Below are 22,734 nucleotides of genomic sequence, written 5' to 3' on the forward strand. Positions count from 1 at the left end.
TATGAGTTTTTCTTATGATCTTAAATGTTTCAATAGCGTTTGCGCTTTTTCTAAATTAAAAGTTTTTTCAGCAATCAAGCTTTCTACCAACTTAGGTACTTCAGCCTCTGTGGCTCCTGCTAGAAGAGCCAAGGATTTTGCTTGTAGTTTCATATGTCCATGCTGAATCCCTGTGCTGACAAGAGCTTTAAGAGCTGCAAAGTTTTGTGCAAGACCAATTGACACGATAATTTGGGCCAATTCCTTAGCTGATGGATGACCTAGCAACTCATGGCTAAGAACTACACGAGGATTAAGACCAATTGATCCACCCTTGGTAGCAACTGGCATCGGCATGGTCATCTCTCCAATTAGTTCTTCAGTTTCCAAATCCATAGTCCAACGACTGAGACCTCGATAAGCACCATCATGACTGGCATAGGCATGCGCTCCTGCTTCGATGGCACGCCAATCATTTCCAGTAGCAATCAAGAGAGCATCTATTCCATTAAAGATTCCTTTGTTATGGGTAGCTGCTCGATAAGGATCAGCCTGAGCAAACTGACTGGCCAAAACCATTTTTTCTGCTAGTTCACGAGCCTCATCCTTCTGGCGACTCAAATAACGAAAGGCAATACGACAGGTGGCAGTTACTAGAGAATCTGTTGCATAGTTGGATAGAATCCCCATTAAACTTTGCCCTTGACTTAGAGCCTCTAAACTTGGTTTTAAAGCTTCAAGCATGGTATTGAGCATATTAGCTCCCATGGCTTCCTGAGTATCGACATGGAGGTAAACCACTAAAAAGTCAGACTCACCAGAAATTTTTTCAACTGTTAGCTCTCTCGCTCCACCACCACGTTTGACAATAGAAGGATAGGCTTGGTTTGCTTGTTCGAGTAAATCCGTTTTTTGACTTAGAATGGCCTGACGAGCTTTATCCCTATCTGGGACTTGATAGAGAGCCACTTGACCGATCATTTGGCGTTGGTGAACCTGAGCAGTAAAACCGCCTGCTCTTTTGATAATTTTGCTAGCAAAACTGGCTGCAGCAACTACAGATGGTTCTTCGGTCACATAGGGAACGGTATACTCCTGACCATTTACCAGAACTTCTGGAACTACTGAGTAAGGAAGCGAGAAGGTCCCCACCACATTTTCACTCAATTGGTCCGCAACTGCTAGACTGAGATTTTCATTTTTCCCCAAACTTTCTTGGGCTTCCATAGAAGTCAGCGCTTGAGACTGGACTAACTCTAGGCGCTCTCGGGCTGATTTTTTAGCAAATCCATTCCAATTTTTTTTCATTATTTTTCAACCTTGCTGTAGCGACGTTGGTGGTCTACAATCTCAACCAGAGCATAGTCTTGTCCTTCATAGCCTGACATAGTTGCAGAACCAGACTCATCCAATTTCGCTTCTTCAAAAAAGATTCGCTCATAGTCTGCAACACTTAAAGTTTGGCGTTGATCTAATAACTCTAGGCGGTTAGTCAACAATTGTTTCTCATAACCTTGAACCAATTCCACACTAAAGAACTCAGATACAGCACCACTACCATAGCTGTAGAGGGCAATCTTATCACCTGCTTTGAGACTATCAGAATTTTCAAGAAGAGACAAGAGACCTAAGAAGAGTGAACCTGTATAGATATTTCCAACTTTTTGGCTATAAATAATAGATTCATCAAAGTGCTTTTGAAGCAAGTCCTTTTTCTCTTGAGGCAAGGATTTGTCTAGGATTTTTTTCAATCCTTTGAGAGCTAGCTTCGGATATGGCAAGTGGAAACATACAGCCTCAAAATCGTCCAAGTTACAGTCATAACGCTTTTGGTACTCTTCCCAAGTCGTTTTTAAGCTATCAAGATACTGCTGTGTTGAGTAAACTCCATTTACAAATGGTGTTGTCGAGTAATTTGGACGCCAAAAGTCCATGATATCACGAGTCTGTGCAACGTTATCGTTGTTGAAGGCCATAACACGTGGATTTTGGCTAATCAACATAGCAACACAGCCTGCACCTTGAGTTGGTTCTCCAGGAGTTTCAACACCATACCTTGCAATATCACTGGCTAGTACCAAAACTTTTGATTTTGGAGAATTTTCTACGTGTAACTTAGCATAGTGAAGGGCCGCTGTTGCACCATAGCAAGCTTCCTTGATTTCAAAACTACGAGCAAATGGTTGAATCCCAAGCAAACCGTGTACAAAGACAGCTGCAGCTTTACTCTGGTCAATCCCAGACTCTGTCGCTACAATAACCATATCAATCTCTTGCTTATCTTCTTCAGTCAGGATAGAATTTCCTGCACTGGTAGCCAAGGTAACAATATCCTCTGTCAAAGGAGCAATACTCAATTCTTTTAAAAGGAGTCCTTTACTCAATTTTTCAGGATCAATTCCTCGGGTTTCTGCTAAATCTTGTAATTTCAAAACGTATTGACTGGTCGCAAAACCAATCTTATCAATACCGATTGTCATATTTACCTCTATTTTTATCATTCATTGTAAAAAATCGTTCACCTCTATTTTATCACAATTGAGGTCAAATGAGCGAAAAAAGACTTGATTCACCAAATCAAGTTCATTTTTAAAACCTTATCTCATTTTTAGGTTAGTCCAACAAACAGAACTTTAGGGCTACAAAAAATCGAGTCTTAGCTAGCTCGATTCTTTTTGAGATAATGATACAATTTCAACAAAACTGTCCCACTGGCCATTCCAATAGAGATAACGAGAGCTAGCATCATGACTAACATGGCACTAGAAATGGCATGACCGTAGTCACCTGTAACGAAGAAGGATGTGGTTCGGTAAGATAGATAACCTGGTACTAGTGGTGCCAGAATGGCTAGGGCAAAAACCACTGCTGGCGTTTTGTAGAGAATACTCATAATCTGGCTGACACAAGAACCAATCACCGCAGCAATAAAGGTTGCCAAAATAACATTGGTTGGTTCCTTGAGTATCAGATAGAGTAGCCAGATAGACATTCCTAAAACTCCACCAGGGATAAGCATGGAACGCTGGACATTTAAAACGATTAAAAAGGTAATAATGGCAAGCAAACTTGCCAGAGCTTGCAATAAAAATGTTGTTAGTGTCATATTAGTTCATGAGTAAGAGGGCGACTGATGTTCCAGCCCCTAAGGCAAGGGTGATCAGCAAGGATTCAAACATCTTGCTCATACCAGAGTTAATGTGATTGGTCATAATATCTCGAACAGCATTAGTCAGGGCAATTCCAGGTACAAAAGGCATAACCGCACCCGCAATCACCAAATCAGCTGTCGACGGCAAGCCAGAATAGCGCGCCCAAAATTGTGCAATCAAACCAAAGACAAGTGCTCCTGCGAAAGCAGTCATAAAAGGGATACGAATAAACTTCTCTACATAGAGAGAGCAAGTAAAAGCAAACAAGGTCGCCACTCCTGCTCCGATGGCATCATAGACATTCCCACCAAACATGATTGAAAAGAAAGGAGCACTGAGGGTCGCTGCAGCAGTTAGTTGAACATTAGTGTAGGGAGATGCCTTGGCATTCAATTCCTTTAGTTGGATAAAGGCTGTCTCCAGATCCAGCTGTCCTGATACAAGCTGCCGTGAAATCTGATTGACATCACATACCTTCTCAATATTATAAGCTGAGGAGGTCACTCGCTTCATACGAGAGATATTTGTATTTTCAATGGAGAAAAAAATGGCTGCGGGCATGGCTAAAACATTACAATCCATAATACCCTGTGAATGAGCAATCCGAATCATAGTATCTTCAACACGATAAATCTCAGAACCATTACGGAGTAAAATCGTTCCTGCCAGCATGATGACATCAATAACTGCATTCAGTTTTTTTGATTCTTCCATGTTTCCCTCCTTTTTCAAACTCCATTTTATTTTATCATAATTTCGGAGGAAAAAAAATCTTTGCCACAAAAACTGTGACAAAGATTATTTAGTTATCAGTGTTATGTTCGTCCGCATGAGTTTGCGTAGACGAAGATGGAGTCGATGAACTTTGAGATGGCACCGTATTATCTGCCCTGTTAGAGTTACGCTGGCTCGAAGATGGAACAGAAGAAGATGATGGTGGAGTTTTTGGTTTATAAATAGAGATCTTTATACGTGTCGTACTTAGATCAACTTTCGCACCTGGTTTTGGACTTTGATCGACAACAGTTCCTTCAGCAGTGCCCTCAGGAGCTGTCGATACCTCTACTACTTCGATATTGGCTTCCTTGACACCAACAATTTGAATTAAGTTATTCTTTGTAAATTCAAGACTTGAGCCAATATAACTTGGCATGGTCACGGTTGTCACCTTTTTAGCAACAGTCAAAACGATAGAAGTTGCCTTGCTAAGATCATAGGTTGTACCTTCTGCTAGGCTCTGTTTTAAAATCACACCTGGTTCTGATTCACTGGACTCTTCTTCTTCAATCTTAATCAGATTTTCAGGAACTTTTTTCCCTTTCAATTCTGCAATAACATCAGTAGATTTGCGTCCAATATAGTTTCCAATCTTAAATGATTGTTTACCTGAAGATATGATTAGATTAACTTTAGACCCTTCTTTGCGAGCTGAGCCAGCATCTGGATCTGTTCGGATAACCCGACCTTCCTCTACGGTATCACTAGCTTCCGTTTTTTCCTCACCAATTTCAAAATTCGCTTTTTTCAGATTTTCTTTTGCTTCAGCGACAGTTTGACCTGCAACTTTTGGAATCTCAACAGTAGTTGGTGTTCTGGATAAAATCCACACCAAAGAAGCGGCAACCAGTACGAAACTTGCTAGTAGAACCAGATAACGTGCTTTAAAATGACGTTTTTTCACTGGTTTTTCCACGGATTTTTTAGCACTTACTTCTGGGCTAGCTTTAGTTGCCTGATGGCTATCTGTCTGTGGTTGCACCTTAGGAATGGAGGTCAAGGTTGTTTGAGGAACCTTTGGCAATGTCTTTGTGTCCGCCTTAGTAGCGTCATCAAAAACACGTTTAGGTTCATTTCTGCGGTTATAAGATAGACTACTAGACAAATCAACATACATCTCTGAAACCGACTTGTATCGATCCGTAAGCTTTTTAGCAGTTGCTTTGATGACCACATTCTCCAAAGCTTGGGGAACAGATGGATTTTCAGCTATAACCGAAGGAAGTGGTTTTTGAAAATGCTGGAGGGCAATGGTTACTGCACTATCGCCATCATAAGGGATATGCCCTGTCAGCATCTCGTAGAAAATAATCCCCATGGCATAGATGTCACTCTGCACAGTTGCCTTAGAGCCACGAGCCTGCTCAGGTGACAAGTAGTGGACAGAACCCAACATAGAGTTGGTCTGAGTCAGACTGGTCTCTGCAAAGGCTACAGCAATCCCAAAGTCCGTCACCTTAGCCGTTCCATCAGGAGTTAAAAGAATATTTTGAGGTTTTAAGTCACGATGGACAATACCTTTAGTGTGCGCCAAGCGCATCGCTAAGAGAATCTGACCCATGATACGGACAGCTTCTTCATTTGAGAGGGGATAGTGTTCTTTGATATAGCGCTTGAGATCAAGACCAGCTACATATTCCATAGCTAGGTACTGTTGACCGTCCTCTTCGCCGATATCCGTTATCCGAACGATATGGGGATGATCTAAGTCAGCCATTGCACGCGCTTCACGCTGAAAACGAGCAACAGCAATCGGGTCAGTCTGGTAGTTAGTCCTCAGGACCTTTACAGCTACCTCTTCCCCGTCTAAAATCAAATCCTTGGCTAGGTAGACATCTGCCATACCTCCACGGCCAATTTGTTTGATAATCCGATACCGCCCGGCAAAAATCTTGCCGATTTGGATCATAGTGCCGCCTCCTCCTTAATCGAAACAAGGGCAACTGTAATATTATCAAGCCCTCCGGCATTGTTGGCAAAGCGTACTAAAGTGGCTGCCTTATCATCAAGCGAAATATCGCTTGTCACAATATCATAGATCTCACTGCCTGAAATCATATTGGTTAGACCGTCGCTATTCATGACCAGATAGTCTCCAGCTTCCAAGCTAACAATTCCAAAGTCAGGTTGAATTTCGTCTTTTTGTCCGATAGATTGGGTGATAATATTCTTTTGTGGATGTGCTTCAGCTTCTTCAGGTGTCAATTGACCTGCCTTGAGCAATTCATTGACCAAAGAATGATCACTGGTCAATTGATGGTATTCTTCACCACGAATCAGACCGATTCTAGAATCTCCGATATGGGCATAAATTGCCTGATTTCCGATAACTGCAAGAGCTTCGAGGGTTGTCCCCATTCCCTTGTAGGCTTCATCTCGTCCTAGTTGATAAATCTTTTGATTTTCAACTTCTAGATGGTGGGCAAACCATTCGCGAACTTCATTAACGGTGTCGATCTGCGTATCAACCCAGGCAACACCTAAGTCCGTAACTGCCATCTCACTGGCAATATTTCCTGCGCGATGACCTCCCATCCCATCAGCCAAGATGATCATCGTGCGACCAGCACGATTGACAAAAAGATTGACATAGTCTTGATTATTTGTACGCTTCTGACCCACATCTGTTAATAATGAAATCTCCATTGTGTCAGTTCCTTCCTAATTGGATATCTTACGAAATTGGCTGATGAAGAATCCATCACTTCCGTATAATTCCGGAGTAATAAGGATACAGCCATCTTTTAGAATATCCTTGCATTCGTGTTCTAGTTTAACCTGCTCGAACTCGGGATGACTTTCTAAAAATGCTTGAACCACTTTAAAGTTCTCTTCCGAGACAATAGTGCAGGTACTATAGGTTATTATACCACCTTTTCGTAGTGTTTGACAAACACTACCTAATATTTCCAGCTGAATTTCCTGTAATGACGCGAAATCTGCCGTTTCTTTATTGTATTTGATATCTGGTTTTCGACGCAATAGACCAATACCTGAACAAGGAGCGTCAACTAAAATCTTATCAAATTGATCCTTGCCAAAAAACTCATGCACCTTTCTGGCATCCAATTTTTGTGTTTGGACACGGTCTGCTACGCCTAAACGCTGAGCATTTTCTTGAATCAAAGTGAGTTTATGGTCATAGAGATCTAGAGCCGTTACCTGACCTGTCGTCAGATAGGATGCCATATGGGCGGTCTTTCCGCCAGGAGCTGCACAAGCATCTAAAACCTGCTCGTCGCCTTGTAGCTCTAGTGTCGGTGCAACCAACTGACTAGACTCATCCTGGATAGTAATAAGTCCTTCTGAAAAGAAGTCATGACTAGCAAAATGCCCCTGTTCCTTAACCAGACCAGCAGGAGATAAAAGAGAATCACTTGCACCAAGCAGAGCTTTAATCTGCTCTTTTCGGCTCAAATCTGTTACGCGAATACTGGCTTTATTCCGTTGCAAAAGACTTTCAAAAATAGCTTGAGCTCGCTCTTCTCCATACTCTTCCTTGAGTTTCGAAATCAACCAAACTGGAAGAGAATAGGCAATGGAATCGCGCTTATTTTTACGTTTGATACTTGCAATATCTGGCAAACCTTCTCGCAAGATACGGCGAAGAACTGCATTGACAAGTTTTTCGCTACCCTTCTTACGAGATTTTGCAATTTCCACCGCTTCATTGACCACTGCATGGTCAGGAAGCTTATCCAAGTATTGGAGTTGATAGACGCTCATGAGAAGCAGAACATAGAGCCAGCTATCTAGCTTATCTCTATCCTCAATAAAGTGAGAAATGTACCACTCCAATGTAAGTTTTCGAGCTACAGTTCCATACACAAGCTCTGTTACCAAGCCCTTATCTGTCAGAGATAGCTGACTTGCTTTTAAGTGTTTATTTAAGGCGATATTGGAGTAAGCTTGTTGGATAAAGACATCCTCCAATACCTCTAGGGCTAAACTTCTAGCCGTTTCTACTTTAGTCACCAAATCGTTCTCCTACTGCCAAAGTTCGTCCCACACCGTTGAGGAAGGAAGCAATATCCATCTTAGGTTTTCCTGCTGGTTGAACCTGTTTGAAAGATAGAGCACCCTCTGCTGTTGCGACGATCATTTCTTTCTTACCGATGGAGAGTATCTCCCCCGGATTACCCTTCCCTTCTACAGGTAGAGCTTCATAGATTTTGAAGCGTTCTCCCTTGAGGAAGGTATGAGCAACTGGCCATGGATTCATCCCACGGATTTGGTTAAAGAGTTGACGATTGGTCTTGTTCCAGTCCAACTTTTCTTCCTCAGGTTTGATATTTGGTGAGAAAGTTACTTGACTTGGGTCTTGTGGTTCTGGTTGAATCTCGCCAGCAATGTATGCAGGCAAAGTATCCAAAAGCAGATCACGACCAACAATTGCCAATTTTTCAAACAAGGTCCCAACATTGTCCTCATCAGTAATGGGAATACTGCGACGAGAAATCATATCTCCTGCATCCATTTCCTTGACCATTTCCATAATGGTTACTCCTGCCTCCTCATCACCCTGAATCAAGGCATAATGGATAGGAGCACCACCACGGTGTTTAGGAAGGAGGGAAGCATGAACATTGACTGCAAAATCCATGCTATCAAGGAGTTTACTTGGGAGAAATTGCCCAAAGGCGGCTGTCACAATCCCATCAGCACCCAAATTCATGATAGCTTCCATTTCTGGACTACCCGATAATTTTTCTGGTTGGTAGATAGGAAGTCCTGCCTCTTTTGCTGCTTGTTTAACTGGGGTTTCTTGTATGACTTTTTTACGCCCAACTGCGCGATCTGGTTGTGTTACAACAGCTAGAATCTCGTAGCGGTCATCTGACAAAAGCCCCTTTAAAACAGTCGCTGAAAATTCAGGCGTTCCCATAAATATTAGTTTTGTCATATCTTCTCCTTCTTATAAAAATTGTTGCGGTTCGTGGTCAATACTGAGACGAAGTTCACTATTTTCCCGTTCTTGAGTTAGAGCCAAGACCTGGTTAAGGGTTGAACCCAGCTCATCTTCTAAACGGTATTTAATTAAAATCTGATAATGATAGAGGTTATGAGTACGAGCGATAGGTTTGGGCGTTGGGCCAAGAATTATACTAGCATCCGACAAACCTGACCGCAATATTTCCATGACTTGATAAGCACGTTTAAGAACTTCTTCTTCTTTCTTATGAGACAAGGTAATCCCAATAGTGAAATAATAAGGCGGGTAACCTAACTGACGTCTGATTCCCATTTCGTAGGAATAAAAACCTTCGTAGTCCTGATCCTTGGCAAAACGAATGGCATAATGCTGAGGATTATAGGACTGAATCAAGACTTGACCTGCCTTTTCAGCTCGACCTGCTCGTCCTGCTACCTGGGTCAAGAGTTGGAAGGTTCTTTCAGAAGAACGGAAGTCAGGCAGATTCAAGGCTGTATCCGCATTGAGAACACCAACCAAGGTCACATTTGGAAAATCCAAGCCCTTGGCAATCATCTGGGTTCCTAGCAATATGTCCGCTTCACCATTGCCAAATTGCTCAAGTAAAGCTTGGTGACTACCCTTTTTACGAGTTGTATCCACATCCATGCGTAGAATACGTGCCTCTGGAAAGAGTTCAGCCAGCTCGTCATAAGCCTTCTGAGTCCCTGTTCCATAGTAACGAATACTGCGACTCTGACAGTTTGGACAGACATGAGGAATTTCTTTGGAAAAACCACAATAATGACAGTTCATCGTCTTGGTATCCATGTGGAGCGTCAAGGAAATATCACAATTAGGGCAGGTATCCACGGTCCCACATTCCCGGCACATGACAAAACTAGAATAGCCACGGCGGTTGAGCATGAGAACCACTTGCTCTTTCTTATCCAATCGATCTTGTATTGCCTCAATCAGTGGTGGTGTAAAGTTGGACGTTTCATTCTGCCCGATATAATCACGGAAGTCAATCAGTTGAACCTCAGGAATACTTGCTAAAGGATTGGCCCGTTGCGTCAGGCGTAGATGTTGATAAACACCCTTACCAGCACGCGCACGACTTTCTAAACTCGGCGTTGCAGAACCAAGGACTAATGCTGCTTGATTGTACTGTGCTCGTAAACCAGCCACATCCCTAGCATGATAACGCGGATTGCTGTCTTGCTTGTAGCTAGCCTCGTGCTCTTCATCGATAATGATAACACCTAGATTTTTCAAAGGTGCAAAAATAGCAGACCTGGCCCCAACCACTACCTGGGCTTCTCCACGCTCCACCTTGCGCCATTCATCGTACTTTTCACCATTTGACAAGCCAGAGTGGAGAATGGCTACTTTGTCACCGAAACGAGCAATAAAGCGCTCTGTCATTTGAGGTGTCAGAGAGATTTCCGGAACTAGAACAATCGCTGTTTTTCCCATATCCAGGGCACCTTGGATAATCTGCAGGTAAACCTCAGTTTTCCCACTTCCTGTAATTCCTTGAAGCAGAAAGGGAGGATATTGCTTCCCAATCGCTCCAACAACTGCCTCACAGGCTACTTTTTGCTCTTGATTTAACTCTAAGGCTTGATTTGACTCGATTCCTTCAAAGTAAGCAGCTGAACGTTGAACTTCCTTCTGAAGAATCGTCAAAGCACCCTGTTCCACAAAGAAATTGACTTGCTCCCGTGAGTAATGTTCTAACAAAGTAGCCAAAGGAGTGCTTTCTGGATGTGCTAATAAATAATCTCGCAGTTCCAATTTCTTCTTAGCACGGTTTGAGATTTCTAGCTGTTCTAACTGTTCAAGATGAACTTCAACCCAAGACTGTGTTTTGACCTTCTTCTGATCCACAGCCTGATACTCTAGCTTCAAGATCCCTTTTCGGGTCAAACGCATCATCTCAGCTTGCTTTTCTAGGTCAAGAGATGAAAATGCTAGAGACTCCTGCGAACCAAACAAACGGTCTCTATCTTTCTGACTCAAGCCTTCCAGAGGATAGAGGATTTTATCATAGCTAGAATTCAAAAATCCAGGAAGCATGGCTTTTAAGATAGAAATTTTGTATGAGAAGACTGATTTACGTAGTTCCTCTGCTAGCCAGAGTTGTTCCTCTGTTAAAACAGGAGAAAAGTCCAGCACCTCGGCAATTTCTTTTAAGTCCTCGTCTGCCATTTCCGATTCTTGTTCCATTCCAAGAACAATCCCCTGAATCAAGCGATTGGCCTTCCCAAAAGGTACATGAACTCGCATGCCAACTTCCAGCATCTCTTCAAATTCCTCTGGAATCTTGTAGCTATAGGGCTGGTCTGTCTGCATCAAGGGAACATCCACAATGATTTTTGCAATAGCCATATCCTCACCTCCTTCTCTTCTTAAATCCTTTTAATTGATTGAGTATTCTTGCAATAGAAAAAATAAGATTGAGTCCCCCCAACCTTAAATTTTTTCACCTTCTTCTTTTTCTTTCGCGATTTGCTCTTTAATTTTCTTTTCTTCTTCTTCTTTCAATCGTCTTTCTTCTTCGATGCGACGACGAACAGCTTCGCGTTTTCCTTCTGGATCTGGGTGGATGGTTACATTCCCTGATTCAATTTCTTCCAAGGCACGAAGAGTTGATTTTTCAGATTTGAATTCTTGAGTTGCAGGTGCTCCAGCTTCTAATTCGTGGGCACGCTTTGCTTCCAAGATGACAAGTGAATATTTTGATGGTACCTTATCAAGCAAGGTATCAATAGAGGGTTTTAACATCATTTGTTTGTACCTGTTTTCTAAATTTTATCGAATAGTCGGAGACTTTGGTAGCATATCCTGATAGTGACCAATCACGCGGTCTACACGGAAATGTTCAGCTTCAATGACACGTTTCACACGCTCGGCAGCTAGAGGAACATGGTCATTGACAATAGCATAGTCATACTCACGCATCAAAGCAATTTCTTCCTTGGCTTTTTCGATACGCTGAGCAATCACTTCTGCGCTATCTGTACCACGGCCTACGAGACGGTCTTGCAATTCTTCCAAATCTGGTGGTGTCAAAAAGATAAAGACAGCATCTGGAACTTTTTTCTTAACCTGGAGAGCTCCTTGCACTTCAATTTCAAGAAAGACATCGATTCCCTTATCAAGCGTTTCATTAACATAAGTCAGAGGAGTTCCATAGTAGTTACCCACATACTCTGCATACTCTAACATCTGCCCTTGACGGATCAACTCTTCAAATTCCTCCCGTGTACGGAAGAAATAATCAACACCATCTACTTCACCTGGACGTTGTGCCCGCGTTGTCATAGATACAGAATATTGAAATTGATTTTCAGAACTCTCAAAAATTTCTCGTCTAACCGTTCCTTTTCCAACTCCTGAAGGACCTGAAAAAACGATTAGTAAGCCTCGGTCTGCCATTATGTCTCCTTTAGATAGTTTGTGAAATGACTTGAAAATTTCTGTAAGATTATATGTCTAAAGCCATTTCTGCACACTACAATCTTTCTATCTAGTGTAACAAAAAAGCAGTAATTTTTCAACTGCTCTTTCTTATTTATTTTGCATAATCAACTGCACGAAGTTCACGAATCACGGTTACCTTGATATTTCCTGGGTAATCGAGATTGTTTTCGATTTTCTCACGAACTTTATGAGCCAAGATTGTGACCTTATCATCTTTGATTTGACCTGGGTTTACCATGATGCGGATTTCGCGACCAGCTTGAAGGGCAAAGCTATTTTGAACACCTTCAAAGCTATTAGCAATTTCCTCTAAATCATGGAGACGTTTGATGTAGCTTTCAAGTGATTCGCTACGAGCTCCTGGACGAGCAGCACTCAAGGCATCCGCCGCGGCAACGATAACTGCAATCACACTCTCAGGTTCTACATCACCATGGTGACTAGCGATGGTATTGATCACAACTGGGTGTTCCTTATACTTGCGAGCCAATTCTGTACCAATCTCAACGTGGCTGCCTTCTACCTCACGGTCAATGGCTTTCCCGATATCGTGGAGGAATCCCGCACGACGAGCAAGGGTAGCATTTTCACCAAGTTCGCTAGCCATGATACCAACCAACTTAGCCACTTCAATCGAGTGACGCAAGACATTTTGTCCGTATGACGTACGGAACTGCAAGCGACCCATGATCTTCATCAAGTCAGGGTGAAGGTTCGGTGCACCAATTTCATAGGCTGCAGCTTCACCATATTCACGAATCTTGTTATCAATCTCTTGACGATTTTTCTCAACCAACTCTTCGATACGAGCTGGGTGAATACGTCCATCCTTAAGCAAGGTTTCCATCGTCATACGGGCAATCTCGCGACGGATAGGATCAAAACCTGACAAGGTTACCACTTCTGGCGTATCATCAATGATGACATCAACCCCTGTCAAACTTTCAAAAGTACGGATGTTACGCCCTTCACGACCAATGATGCGACCTTTCATGGTATCATCAGGCAGATGAACCGTAGAGTTGGTAGACTCAGCCACATACTCACCAGCAATTCTCTGCATGGCTTGAGCCAAGATATCCTTAGCCAGCTTATCTGAACGTTCCTTAACTTCTTGCTCAGCCTCACGAATACGACCAGCAATTTCCTTAGTCAAGTTTTCCTCTGTCTGAGCCAAGATAATGTCTTTTGCTTCCGACTGAGTTAGAGTTCCGATACGTTCTAGTTCAGCTTGCTTTTGATTCTCAATTTCTTCTAGTTGTTCTTCACGTACATCAAGGTTTTTTGCTCTATCAGAAATACTTTGTTCTTTTTGTTCAAGTGTTTTTTCTTTGTTCGTCAAATTGTCATCTTTACGATCAAGGCTCGTAGCTCTCTCCGTCAAACGACTTTCGATTTGCTTGAGTTCTTGACGTTCTGACTTAAATTCAGCGTCCACTTCTTCACGGTATTTTCTGGCTTCCTCTTTAGCCTCCAATAGTGCTTCTTTTTTAAGAGACTTGCTTTCGCTCTTAGCTTCATTGAGTAATAAATCCGCTTCGCGCTCTGCTTGTCCTCGTAAATTAGTTGCTTCTTGTTCAGCATTTAAAAGCATCAACTCCGCAGCCTCTTGTGATGATTTCATCTTGACTGAGATGCTGACATATCCAATGACTAAACCAATGATGACGGCAAAAACAACAATCGCAATTGTCATGATTTCCATGTTTTTACCTCATTAAATTTGTTAATCCGAATGAATTACATTCTTATACATTTTACCATAAAAATTGATTTTTAACAAACCTTAATTTGAAGTTGTTTTGCTTATTTCGGCGATTAAAATCCTTATTTCCCCTGATAAACTAGGCTATTGTTACTAACCAAATTTTTTAAGAATTTTTTTACACACAAATTAGAAAAAGCCCACCTCTCAGTAGACTTAGTAGTGATCTTTGACGGACAAGAAAGCCACGCTATCCCCATCTATCATATAAATCAAGCGATTTTCTGCATCAATGCGACGTGACCAAGCTCCTTGGTAGTCATATTTGAGTGGTTCTGGTTTACCAATTCCTGTAAATGGATCACGTTGAATATCCTTGATTAGTTTGTTGATTCTTTTTAATGTTTTCTTATCTTGGTTTTGCCAGTAGCAATAATCTGCCCAGGCATCTTCTGTAAACTTGAGCAGCATCCATTACTCCTCAATATTATGAACTTTGGCCTGCCCTGCTCGAACTTGAGCCATCCCTCGCAAAACCTTGTCAGAAAGCTCCTTGTTTTGAGCAACCCTCAGCGTTTCTTGAATACTATCCCACTCACTCCTTGAAAGAACTACAATGTCCTCGTCAGGATTTTTATTGACCACAGTCAAAGGTTCAAACTCATCGTTTACCTTCTTCATATAGTCCTTTAAATGATTTCGGAATGTTGAGTAAAGAACTGCTTCCATAACCATACCTCGTTTTACCTCTTTTCCACTATTATACACGAAAAGAAAAAAGTTGTCAGGAACTTGTACAAGATTTTTTCTTTTCTATCTAGTTATTCGAAAAAAACTAAAAAAAGCCTACCTTTCAGTAGACTTAGTTTGATTCTATTCTAATGGGTACTCTGCCGAAATTCTGCTCTTCTATACTTGGATTTCCCAGTTGGTAAATCTGGTCTGCCTTTTGGGTCATGGCATCCCAGGGTTCTTTGCCGATGCGGCTAACTAGCTGGACTTGGACTTTCAAGGATTTAAGATGTTGTCTGCCTTTTTCAGTGAAACCAAGGACATGAATGGCTTCTGGCAAGTCACTTTCTCTGGCCTGTACCAGGATATAGGTCAAGAGGCGTCTGACACGCGCTTTGGTGTAGCGTTTGGTAGCCACTAACTCAACCAATTCCTCTACAGATTGGGCTGTTTTGATGGCTTCCTTAATGCGCACAGCCATCTCTTGATTAACCTGATAGATAGTAGTTAGTTCTGGATTTGACAAGATTTGATAGCGAAGCAAAGAAAAATAATCTTCCCAGTTTACCTTACCAGCATTTTCAAAGGGCTCAACAGATGGCATAAAGCGGTCTAAGAAGTCTTGGTCCTTCTGGTGCTGACGAAGAGCTGTCGCTGAAGCAAAGCCCACATCTTTATCCACAGAATGGTAACCTGCCCCCCGACGCTGAATCGGGTGCAACTTGATGTTTCGTCCCGCAACTGCCTTGGCATAGGCGAGAGCAAGGACATGATTAGGCGTATTGCCTGAAAAATCAAGACCTGCAAATTCCTTCCACATAGCTTGCGTTTTCTGAGGGTAAGAAAGAGAATCAGGTAAATTATCCACAAATTTCTCCATCTCTTGACCACGTTCTGAGTATAGGTCTGCAATTTTCTGGTAATCTAGAACTTCCTCTGTCCCAAAAGCTAGGCTGTCAATTCCTAACTGTGCCAAGATATCTACTGCTCCTTGTCCAAAGAAATCCGCCGCTTGAACACTGACTAAAAAAGGTAATTCTACTACCAGATCTGCCCCATTTTCCAGCGCCATCTGAGCCCGTGTCCACTTGTCCACGATAGCAGGCTCCCCACGCTGCATAAAATTCCCAGACATGGCAACGATTTTCAACCCATCTGCCTGTTCCAGCAGGTATTTGTGGCCATTATGAAAAGGATTGAACTCCGCGATAATACCTGTAATGGTCATGATATTCTCCTACTTCTGTGCCACAAAAAACCAACGGGTGCTAGTTTCTGTAGGCTCCTTATCCTCGAAGTCTGCAAAGAGTTTGAAGGACTTAAAACCAGCCTGTTCCAGCAAAATATCATAGGTCAAGACCTCGTATGTACGCTCCTCATGTACCTCATCATGACGGCTAAAGGAACCATCTGCCTCCTTGATAAAGAAGGTCAGTTCATGCACGATGGAGTGAGGAGCATCGTCCTCATAGGTATCCCAAAGCATGGCAAAGTCTTCGGCATTTTCATGGTAGGAATAGTCTGGGAAGACCTCATCTGTCTGGTAAGTCGAATGCACATCAAAGATAAAAACACCATCTTCATTGAGGGCATTATAGACTTCTTTAAAAACGTCCCCAACTTCCACCTCATCCTGCATGTAACAGATTGAATCGGAATAGCAGGTCACAAAGTCGTATTGACCAGCCTTGGACAAATCCAGCATATTGCCTTCCATAAAATCAATCTTTTGCTTGGCGGAAGTTGCTCTCTTCTCAGCAATCTTCAACATATCTGCGCTCAAGTCCAGTCCAGTCACATCAAAACCAGCCTGAGAAAAGCGCACAGACTGGATCCCTGTCCCGCAAGCAAGCTCCAATAGTTTCTTTCTGTCCTTGGTTTTAGGTAAATGACGCAGAGAAAAGTCCGTCCATTTGTCGTATAAACTATCATCCATGACCGCATCATAAACCGCCGCAAAAGTTTCATAAGTTGCCATAATCATGATACCAAGAGCCCCATGGTAAACACCACTAGCCCTTACCTTTCTAACAATTTTCTTCTAAAATAAGCAAAGAAACCCAGTTGACTACAACTGAGTTCATCTTCTACGCCAGAGTTTCAGATAAGTCTACAGAATCCGCCTCATGCCATAGTTTTTCGAGGTTATAGTGGGCACGCATTTCTTCTGAGAAGATATGCACTACGACACTACCGAGGTCTAATAGGACCCAGCCTCCAGCTGCATCGCCTTCAACATGGCTACCTTTAAAGCCAGCTTCAGCTACTTTTTCACGGATATTGTCAGCGATAGCATCCAACTGACGGCTATTCATAGAGCTAGTAATAACAAAATAGTCTGTCACACTGGTCAAATCTTGTACGTCAAGTGCGAGGATATCCTCCGCACGTTTCTCATCAGCCGCTTTCACGACTAGTTCTAGTAATTCTTTTTCGTTCATTTAATCCTCTTTCTAGAAAATATGTTTGTAATCTAGGACATCTGCAAAGCGCCCCTCCCAAATGCCCTCATAGAATTTATTTATCGTTTCAGCTGGAATGTCTTTCCCATCAAACGTTGTGCAAGTTCCTTCTGGAATAATAAGCTGATAGCCATATTCAAAAGCAACCTTGACAGAGGTATCCACACAATATTCAGTCTGCATACCACATAAAACTAATTTTTCAATTCCCTGTTTATCCAAGTATTCTCTTAAGCCAGTTTCTTTGAAAATACTATTATACTTCTTCTGAAAGACCTTTTCATCAGGTTTTCGATTTAAAAGCTCAGATAACTGCCAATCTTCTGATATTTGGGCTTCAGGGTTCTCAATATGTTGAACATAGATAATTTCGATATTCTTACTTCTAGCTTGGTTTTGTAAATAAGAAATTTTTTCCAATAGACTATCTGTCTTAAAACCTGTTTCCACTAAAATATTTTGTACATCAATAATGATAAAAGCAGTCTTCATTTAATTCTCTTTCAAATAGTGCACATAGGCGTTATAGGTTTCAAGGGTTTGGGGATAGATAGGCAATCCCTGGCGAGCCAAATGTTCCACAGTGCGAGCTGTTTCATAAGCTACTGCCTTATTGAGTGACAAACTTGCAATCTCACGCGCCTGGTCCACACCTGGAAAGGCACGATTGTGCTCGATATAGTCTGCGACGTAGATAACCTTGTCTAGGTCCGTCATCTGACTTGCTCCGACTGTATGAATTTCGATAGCCCGTAAAATTTCAGGATCTTGCAAGTTTAAATCTTCCTGAATCTTGTAAATGCCGACCATGCCATGCCAGACATTATTGCCCCAGTTTTTAAGGTCTGGATCTAGTTGATATCGATCAATCAAGTCTAGAAACTCTTGATCTGATAGCTTTTTAGCATAGTCATGAAGGAGACCTGCCAAACCAGCCTTCTCAACATCCACACCAAAGCACTGAGCCAATTCTATGGCTGCACGCTCTACACCCAGACAATGGGTTAGACGTTTTTCAGGTAGGAGCTCTGCCATTTTTTCCAACAATTCTTCACGCGAACAGTTGATATAGTCTTGGTATGCCATCAGTAAAGCCCTTCTTTCTCAATATAGTCTAGTACAGGCTTAGGTAGGAGAAAGTTAGGGGTGCGTCCTTGAGCAATGAAATCACGCACCATACTGGATGAAATATCCATGAGAGGCACATCCACCCAGATGACTGGATAAGAAGTCCCTGCCTTGTAGCGTGGGCGTTGAACTCCTACAAACTGAACTAGGTCTACCAGTTCATCAATTCTATACCATTTGGGTAAATAGTCTACCATGTCAGCGCCGATGATAAAGTAATAATCGGTATCTGGATTTTTCTCTGTCAAAATCTTCATGGTGTCGTAGGTGTAGGAAATCCCCTTACGCTCTAGCTCGATTGTCTCAATAGCTAAACCTTCGATTCCATCGATAGCCAATTCAAGCATCTTGAGGCGGTGGTGTTCAGAAATGGTTTCCTTTTTGTCTACGTGAGGTGGTTGGTATTCAGGCATAAGCAGAACTTGATCCAATCCCAACTGTTGGCGCACTTGGTCTGCCACGATAAGGTGGGCATTGTGAACAGGGTTAAAATTTCCCCCTAAGATTCCAACTTGCTTACGTTTTTTATCCTTGATTTCTGGCTCTAACTCCACTTTTGTAAAGGGAGTTAATAATTCGATTGCCATAGGCTAATCTCCTTTAGTCTTCTGTAAAAACAGTTTGGGAGTATATTTTTAGATTTCTTTAACTTTTTTAGAAATCTTACGATTTTCTTTCTTGCTTGATTGTTTATACAAAATCAAGATACGACCGATTTTTTGGACTGTATCCACACCGATTTCTTCTTCCAAGATTTCAGCTACTTCGTGGATGTTTTCATCTGTGTTTTGCAAGAGAGTGACCTTGATCAATTCACGAGCATCAAGTGCCTGACGAACGCTGGTTTTGATTTGGTCGTTGAGTCCATTTTTCCCGATTTGGATGATGGGCTTGAGGGTGTGTGCCTGACTGTTGAGGAAGGCACGTTGTTTCGATGTTAATGACATAATTCATTTAAGAGAGTTTCTTTTTATACTTTTCTGAAGTGGTGACGGACGTCAGCAAAGTCCTCTGGACTTTCATGACTAAAATTTGAGCCTAAGGTCTCAAATTTTCCGCAGTTGGTACAATCACTTGTACCAATTAACACCACGGCGAAAAGTATCTTCTATGGGCTCGCCATGCTCGCCTTTATAAAGATAACTCTTTCCTTTCTGTGTTTAAATAATTGCTTTTCGTGTGACGACGGCGACGCCTTCTGGTGCCCAGACGGCTACTTTTGCAGTTCCTGTTACACGGATCCAACCTAGTCCTGAGATAACGAGGTCTGTCTTATCCTTGATAGTAAAGACATGTTGGACCAGTTTTGGAAAAACTTCTTTTTCCTTGCTATTTGGTGGTGTTAGAAGGGTTCCCAGGTGCTTATCATAAAAGTCGCTAGCGCCTTCAAGCTTGGTACGATGCAATTTGAGTTCATTGTCAAAGAAGGCTGTGAAACCTTGCTTTTCTCCTGATATGAAATCAAAGCGTCCGAGACCACCTAAAAACAGGGTTTGTTCAGGATTTAGCTGATAGGTTTTAGGCTTGATTTCCTTTTTGGGGCTGACATACTTGAGGTTTTTAGCCGTCAAATAATGGGCCATCTGATGACGGTGGATAATCCCCGGTGTATCGTAGATATAAGATCCGTCATCAAGCGGAATCTCGATTTTATCCAATGTTGTCCCTGGGAAACGCGAAGTCGTAATGACATTTTGGTCACCCGTGATTTCTTGGATAATGGCATTGATTAGAGTTGATTTTCCAACGTTGGTTACACCGACCACATAGACATCACGGCCCTTACGGTAGTGCTCGATCTTGTCAATGACTTCCTTAATGGCATGCTTATTTTGCGCTGAAGTCAAGACGACATCGACTGGACGAAGACCCTCCTCATGGGCACGTTCCATGAGCCATTGGCTAATTTTACCAGGCTTAACAGACTTAGGAAGGATGTCTTTTTTATTTCCAACCAAGAGCACATCATTACCTGACACAAAGCGGGGCAATCCTGGGATGACTGATCCATTGAAGTCAAAGATATCAATAACGTTAACTACCAAGGCATCACTGTCCCCCACCTCGTGCAGAAGTTTGAGGAAATCATCATCTGTCAACTGGACATCTGTGATTTCATTGTAGTAGCGCAGACGGAAACAGCGTTGACAATAGACTTCTCCAGTTTCCAAACCTTTTTCAAGTGCTGACTGAGGTGTAAAACCTAAACCAGTCTTATCTTCCGTCTGAATGGTTGCTCCACAACCAATACAGAGAATTTCTTCCATAATTAGATTCCTTTTTTATAAGTAATAGGGCCGTACTTTTCAGCGATTTTTCTCATCATACGACGCTCACGCGCTCGGTTGATCTGAGTTTTAATAGAGTCGTGTTGAACCAAGGGTTTGACCAAAATCGAGCGAATGCCTGCTCGATGGGCTGCTCGAATATCGGTCATGAGCTGGTCGCCAACCATGACCACTTGGTCTTTTTCATAGTGGAAATGTTTCATGGCACGGTTAATTCCTAAAGTAAAGGGCTTCAGTGCCCAGTAAACATAGTCAATGTCAAATTTTTCAACTGCTCGTTTGACACGTTTGGGAGTATTGTTAGACACCACGATGATACGAATACCAGCATCACGAAGGTCATGTAACCACTGCTTCATCTCTGGAGTCCCGTCAGGGTTATTCCAAGCAATGAGAGTATTATCTAAATCCACCAAAACAGCTTTTATTCCTTGTTTTTGCAGGCTTTCTACTGTCAAATCATAAACTGCTTCCACAGCAAAATCTGGCATGTAATTTTCAATCGCCATTCTGGCTCCTTCTCTTTTATTTTCTAGTAATTTTCTTCAGCCATTGAGATAAGGCTGCCCATAAAATCAAGCTAGCCATTAAGATATAAATCCAAGCATTTGGCTCTTCTGTAAATGGTAGAGGAACATTCATTCCGAAGAAACCTGTAATAACCGCAAGTACTGCTAGTAAGACGGAGATAATAGTCAAAATTGACAAACTATCATTCAGGTTATTGTTTAGGATGTTGTTGTAAGAAGAAGAGAGTTGTTGTAAGACTTGAGAAATCAAGTCTGTCATAGACACCAACTGATGGGCTTCAATCATGGCATCATCAAACTGCTCTCGTTCGACATCATTAAATCTCCGATAAAGAGCATGACCCTGGATATGTTCCAAGAGGAGTCGATTTTGTTTTGCCGCTGCTGTCAAGTAAACCATACCTGTCTCCAAGTCAGAGAGGGCGAAGAGATTTTTCTTTGTTGTAGTTTGACGTAGCAAGGCACTAATTTCGTCCTTACTTTTATCCATCTCTTCAATGACAGGATAATAAGCGTTACTGATAATCTCTAAACCAGCAAAGAGAAACTTGTAAATAGAAAGCGACTCATGGCTATCCAGATAAGCTAACATCTGATCAATGACATAAGCATTCTTATGGTTGCTGATGGTAATCATTCGTTTGTTTTCAACGATAAAGGTCATGGGAATCGCTTCATAGTAATCCTTGTCCTTTTCTAAATCCAGAACATTGTAGATAAAGGTCACAGTCCCATTCTCACGGTTGTAATCCATATGGGCACGTTCATTTTTATCCAGCGCATATTCGATGGTTTCCTTATCTAATCCGTAGATTTCAGATAAATCTTCAAGATTTTTAATTTTTTCTACATCTAGGTTGATCCAAACACAACCATTTCCTAATTGCTCATCTAAAAACATCGTTTCTCCTTTACCAAACTCATTCTATTGTACCATAAAAGAGGTAAAATTTCAGTTCTCTTCTTTTCTTGAAAAATTGCTAACCACAGTAATATTGCGGTTAGGAACAAAGTGAAGGGCTTGGTCGTCACTTCTCAGTTGAGTCGTTCGAATTCCGACACTAACTACTTTTCCTGATACAGTAATAGGCCCATTGGTCAAAATAACTTCATCTCCTACATCCAACTGACGTTCAAAGAGAATAAAGAAGCCGTTGATGACGTCTGATAGAAAACCTTGTGCCCCCATACCGATAGCCACCCCAGCAATTCCTGCACCTGCAAGCAAGCTAGAAACAGGTAACCCTAAGATAGACAAGATACAGTAAATCAAGAAGAAATAAAGGATATAGTTAAAAATATTTTCAAGCAAACGAGAGATAGTCTTTTGTCTACCAGCATCTCGATTTGAAAATTTAAGTGATGGTTTGACAATCTTTCGTACAGCAACATGGAGGAACTTTTTAGCTATATAAGATAGAAGGATAAGAAGTAGAAGAGAAATCACCTTGGTCAAGAGATTTTCTAAAACAGTTGTTAGATCTAATTTATCCAGATAACGTTGAAAAAATTCTTGCATATAAAACTCCTTTTCTATCCATTATACCATAAATCCTTCCCAGCCATCCTTTTCATAAATA

General features: G+C 41.8%; 25 protein-coding genes. All 25 read right to left on the minus strand.

Annotation, left to right across the window (positions count from 1 at the left end):
- Nucleotides 1-12: 12 nt before the first annotated feature.
- The 25 genes from QM877_RS02905 to QM877_RS03025 all read right to left on the minus strand — a co-directional run bounded on the left by QM877_RS02905 (nt 13) and on the right by QM877_RS03025 (nt 22,673).
- Nucleotides 13-1,287: a hydroxymethylglutaryl-CoA reductase, degradative gene (locus QM877_RS02905; protein ID WP_414317527.1), complete on the minus strand. Its 1,275-nt coding sequence runs from the start codon at nt 1,285-1,287 to the stop codon at nt 13-15.
- Nucleotides 1,287-2,459: a hydroxymethylglutaryl-CoA synthase gene (locus QM877_RS02910; protein WP_414317528.1), complete on the minus strand. Its 1,173-nt coding sequence runs from the start codon at nt 2,457-2,459 to the stop codon at nt 1,287-1,289. The genes QM877_RS02905 and QM877_RS02910 overlap by 1 nt, the downstream gene beginning before the upstream one ends.
- Before the next feature lie 176 nt (nt 2,460-2,635).
- Entirely contained in the window at nt 2,636-3,085 is a 450-nt protein-coding gene (locus QM877_RS02915; protein ID WP_049503410.1) for a threonine/serine exporter family protein, read from the minus strand.
- A gap of 1 nt (nt 3,086) precedes the next feature.
- Nucleotides 3,087-3,845 carry a threonine/serine exporter family protein gene (locus tag QM877_RS02920; protein WP_281335347.1) on the minus strand — a complete coding sequence of 253 codons (759 nt, stop codon included), beginning with the start codon at nt 3,843-3,845 and terminating at the stop codon, nt 3,087-3,089.
- An 88-nt stretch (nt 3,846-3,933) separates the two neighbouring features.
- The gene (pknB, locus tag QM877_RS02925; protein WP_414317529.1) at nt 3,934-5,817 is read right to left on the minus strand and encodes a Stk1 family PASTA domain-containing Ser/Thr kinase; all 1,884 of its coding nucleotides are present in this window, start codon (nt 5,815-5,817) and stop codon (nt 3,934-3,936) included.
- Nucleotides 5,814-6,554, minus strand: coding sequence for a Stp1/IreP family PP2C-type Ser/Thr phosphatase (locus tag QM877_RS02930; RefSeq protein ID WP_414317530.1), 741 nt, complete (start codon nt 6,552-6,554; stop codon nt 5,814-5,816). Before QM877_RS02930 ends, pknB begins: the two co-directional genes overlap by 4 nt.
- Before the next feature lie 15 nt (nt 6,555-6,569).
- Nucleotides 6,570-7,883, minus strand: coding sequence for a 16S rRNA (cytosine(967)-C(5))-methyltransferase RsmB (rsmB, locus tag QM877_RS02935; protein WP_414317531.1), 1,314 nt, complete (start codon nt 7,881-7,883; stop codon nt 6,570-6,572).
- A complete protein-coding gene (fmt, locus tag QM877_RS02940; protein ID WP_414317532.1) occupies nt 7,876-8,811 on the minus strand; it encodes a methionyl-tRNA formyltransferase in 936 nt (311 codons plus the stop codon). The genes rsmB and fmt overlap by 8 nt, the downstream gene beginning before the upstream one ends.
- Before the next feature lie 12 nt (nt 8,812-8,823).
- Entirely contained in the window at nt 8,824-11,214 is a 2,391-nt protein-coding gene (locus QM877_RS02945; protein ID WP_414317533.1) for a primosomal protein N', read from the minus strand.
- An 84-nt stretch (nt 11,215-11,298) separates the two neighbouring features.
- On the minus strand, nt 11,299-11,613 hold the full coding sequence (gene rpoZ, locus QM877_RS02950; protein ID WP_006146546.1) for a DNA-directed RNA polymerase subunit omega: 315 nt from the start codon (nt 11,611-11,613) through the stop codon (nt 11,299-11,301).
- Between the two features lie 24 nt (nt 11,614-11,637).
- A complete protein-coding gene (gene gmk, locus QM877_RS02955) occupies nt 11,638-12,264 on the minus strand; it encodes a guanylate kinase (RefSeq protein ID WP_000775049.1) in 627 nt (208 codons plus the stop codon).
- Nucleotides 12,265-12,400: 136 nt separating this feature from the next.
- A complete protein-coding gene (locus QM877_RS02960) occupies nt 12,401-14,014 on the minus strand; it encodes a ribonuclease Y (RefSeq protein ID WP_414317534.1) in 1,614 nt (537 codons plus the stop codon).
- Nucleotides 14,015-14,230: 216 nt separating this feature from the next.
- Nucleotides 14,231-14,485 (minus strand): Txe/YoeB family addiction module toxin, encoded by a 255-nt coding sequence (locus QM877_RS02965; protein WP_414317535.1) that lies wholly within the window; start codon nt 14,483-14,485, stop codon nt 14,231-14,233.
- A 3-nt stretch (nt 14,486-14,488) separates the two neighbouring features.
- The gene (locus tag QM877_RS02970) at nt 14,489-14,743 is read right to left on the minus strand and encodes a type II toxin-antitoxin system Phd/YefM family antitoxin (protein WP_373075837.1); all 255 of its coding nucleotides are present in this window, start codon (nt 14,741-14,743) and stop codon (nt 14,489-14,491) included.
- Nucleotides 14,744-14,876: 133 nt separating this feature from the next.
- Nucleotides 14,877-15,974 carry a nucleotidyltransferase gene (locus QM877_RS02975; RefSeq protein WP_414317536.1) on the minus strand — a complete coding sequence of 366 codons (1,098 nt, stop codon included), beginning with the start codon at nt 15,972-15,974 and terminating at the stop codon, nt 14,877-14,879.
- Nucleotides 15,975-15,983: 9 nt separating this feature from the next.
- Nucleotides 15,984-16,724 (minus strand): class I SAM-dependent DNA methyltransferase, encoded by a 741-nt coding sequence (locus tag QM877_RS02980; RefSeq protein ID WP_414317537.1) that lies wholly within the window; start codon nt 16,722-16,724, stop codon nt 15,984-15,986.
- 109 nt (nt 16,725-16,833) lie between these two features.
- Nucleotides 16,834-17,187 carry a ribosome silencing factor gene (gene rsfS / locus QM877_RS02985; RefSeq protein ID WP_414317538.1) on the minus strand — a complete coding sequence of 118 codons (354 nt, stop codon included), beginning with the start codon at nt 17,185-17,187 and terminating at the stop codon, nt 16,834-16,836.
- A 12-nt stretch (nt 17,188-17,199) separates the two neighbouring features.
- Nucleotides 17,200-17,700 carry a cysteine hydrolase family protein gene (locus QM877_RS02990; RefSeq protein WP_075229324.1) on the minus strand — a complete coding sequence of 167 codons (501 nt, stop codon included), beginning with the start codon at nt 17,698-17,700 and terminating at the stop codon, nt 17,200-17,202.
- The gene (gene yqeK / locus QM877_RS02995) at nt 17,701-18,294 is read right to left on the minus strand and encodes a bis(5'-nucleosyl)-tetraphosphatase (symmetrical) YqeK (protein WP_414317539.1); all 594 of its coding nucleotides are present in this window, start codon (nt 18,292-18,294) and stop codon (nt 17,701-17,703) included.
- Nucleotides 18,294-18,923 (minus strand): nicotinate-nucleotide adenylyltransferase, encoded by a 630-nt coding sequence (locus tag QM877_RS03000; protein WP_004251404.1) that lies wholly within the window; start codon nt 18,921-18,923, stop codon nt 18,294-18,296. Before QM877_RS03000 ends, yqeK begins: the two co-directional genes overlap by 1 nt.
- Nucleotides 18,924-18,971: 48 nt before the next feature.
- Nucleotides 18,972-19,283 carry a ribosome assembly RNA-binding protein YhbY gene (gene yhbY, locus QM877_RS03005; protein ID WP_000060171.1) on the minus strand — a complete coding sequence of 104 codons (312 nt, stop codon included), beginning with the start codon at nt 19,281-19,283 and terminating at the stop codon, nt 18,972-18,974.
- Between the two features lie 213 nt (nt 19,284-19,496).
- Nucleotides 19,497-20,603, minus strand: a complete 1,107-nt coding sequence (gene yqeH / locus QM877_RS03010) for a ribosome biogenesis GTPase YqeH (RefSeq protein WP_414317540.1) — start codon at nt 20,601-20,603, stop codon at nt 19,497-19,499.
- A gap of 2 nt (nt 20,604-20,605) precedes the next feature.
- Nucleotides 20,606-21,133 carry a YqeG family HAD IIIA-type phosphatase gene (locus QM877_RS03015; protein ID WP_414317541.1) on the minus strand — a complete coding sequence of 176 codons (528 nt, stop codon included), beginning with the start codon at nt 21,131-21,133 and terminating at the stop codon, nt 20,606-20,608.
- 16 nt (nt 21,134-21,149) lie between these two features.
- Nucleotides 21,150-22,055 carry a magnesium transporter CorA family protein gene (locus tag QM877_RS03020; protein ID WP_414317542.1) on the minus strand — a complete coding sequence of 302 codons (906 nt, stop codon included), beginning with the start codon at nt 22,053-22,055 and terminating at the stop codon, nt 21,150-21,152.
- 51 nt (nt 22,056-22,106) lie between these two features.
- Nucleotides 22,107-22,673, minus strand: a complete 567-nt coding sequence (locus tag QM877_RS03025; protein ID WP_049549263.1) for a mechanosensitive ion channel family protein — start codon at nt 22,671-22,673, stop codon at nt 22,107-22,109.
- Between the last annotated feature and the right edge of the window lie 61 nt (nt 22,674-22,734).

The organism is Streptococcus infantis (assembly GCF_047463655.1).
In the GTDB taxonomy this organism is placed as follows: Bacteria; Bacillota; Bacilli; order Lactobacillales; family Streptococcaceae; genus Streptococcus; species Streptococcus infantis_Z.

Coding starts and splice junctions, on each gene's coding strand:
- QM877_RS02905 (WP_414317527.1), bottom strand. CDS start 1,287: ATGAAAAAAAATTGGAATGGATTTGCTAAAAAATCAGCCCGAGAGCGC.
- QM877_RS02910 (WP_414317528.1), bottom strand. CDS start 2,459: ATGACAATCGGTATTGATAAGATTGGTTTTGCGACCAGTCAATACGTT.
- QM877_RS02915 (WP_049503410.1), bottom strand. CDS start 3,085: ATGACACTAACAACATTTTTATTGCAAGCTCTGGCAAGTTTGCTTGCC.
- QM877_RS02920 (WP_281335347.1), bottom strand. CDS start 3,845: ATGGAAGAATCAAAAAAACTGAATGCAGTTATTGATGTCATCATGCTG.
- pknB (WP_414317529.1), bottom strand. CDS start 5,817: ATGATCCAAATCGGCAAGATTTTTGCCGGGCGGTATCGGATTATCAAA.
- QM877_RS02930 (WP_414317530.1), bottom strand. CDS start 6,554: ATGGAGATTTCATTATTAACAGATGTGGGTCAGAAGCGTACAAATAAT.
- fmt (WP_414317532.1), bottom strand. CDS start 8,811: ATGACAAAACTAATATTTATGGGAACGCCTGAATTTTCAGCGACTGTT.
- QM877_RS02945 (WP_414317533.1), bottom strand. CDS start 11,214: ATGGCTATTGCAAAAATCATTGTGGATGTTCCCTTGATGCAGACAGAC.
- rpoZ (WP_006146546.1), bottom strand. CDS start 11,613: ATGATGTTAAAACCCTCTATTGATACCTTGCTTGATAAGGTACCATCA.
- gmk (WP_000775049.1), bottom strand. CDS start 12,264: ATGGCAGACCGAGGCTTACTAATCGTTTTTTCAGGTCCTTCAGGAGTT.
- QM877_RS02960 (WP_414317534.1), bottom strand. CDS start 14,014: ATGGAAATCATGACAATTGCGATTGTTGTTTTTGCCGTCATCATTGGT.
- QM877_RS02965 (WP_414317535.1), bottom strand. CDS start 14,485: ATGCTGCTCAAGTTTACAGAAGATGCCTGGGCAGATTATTGCTACTGG.
- QM877_RS02970 (WP_373075837.1), bottom strand. CDS start 14,743: ATGGAAGCAGTTCTTTACTCAACATTCCGAAATCATTTAAAGGACTAT.
- QM877_RS02975 (WP_414317536.1), bottom strand. CDS start 15,974: ATGACCATTACAGGTATTATCGCGGAGTTCAATCCTTTTCATAATGGC.
- QM877_RS02980 (WP_414317537.1), bottom strand. CDS start 16,724: ATGGCAACTTATGAAACTTTTGCGGCGGTTTATGATGCGGTCATGGAT.
- rsfS (WP_414317538.1), bottom strand. CDS start 17,187: ATGAACGAAAAAGAATTACTAGAACTAGTCGTGAAAGCGGCTGATGAG.
- QM877_RS02990 (WP_075229324.1), bottom strand. CDS start 17,700: ATGAAGACTGCTTTTATCATTATTGATGTACAAAATATTTTAGTGGAA.
- yqeK (WP_414317539.1), bottom strand. CDS start 18,294: ATGGCATACCAAGACTATATCAACTGTTCGCGTGAAGAATTGTTGGAA.
- QM877_RS03000 (WP_004251404.1), bottom strand. CDS start 18,923: ATGGCAATCGAATTATTAACTCCCTTTACAAAAGTGGAGTTAGAGCCA.
- yhbY (WP_000060171.1), bottom strand. CDS start 19,283: ATGTCATTAACATCGAAACAACGTGCCTTCCTCAACAGTCAGGCACAC.
- yqeH (WP_414317540.1), bottom strand. CDS start 20,603: ATGGAAGAAATTCTCTGTATTGGTTGTGGAGCAACCATTCAGACGGAA.
- QM877_RS03015 (WP_414317541.1), bottom strand. CDS start 21,133: ATGGCGATTGAAAATTACATGCCAGATTTTGCTGTGGAAGCAGTTTAT.
- QM877_RS03020 (WP_414317542.1), bottom strand. CDS start 22,055: ATGTTTTTAGATGAGCAATTAGGAAATGGTTGTGTTTGGATCAACCTA.
- QM877_RS03025 (WP_049549263.1), bottom strand. CDS start 22,673: ATGCAAGAATTTTTTCAACGTTATCTGGATAAATTAGATCTAACAACT.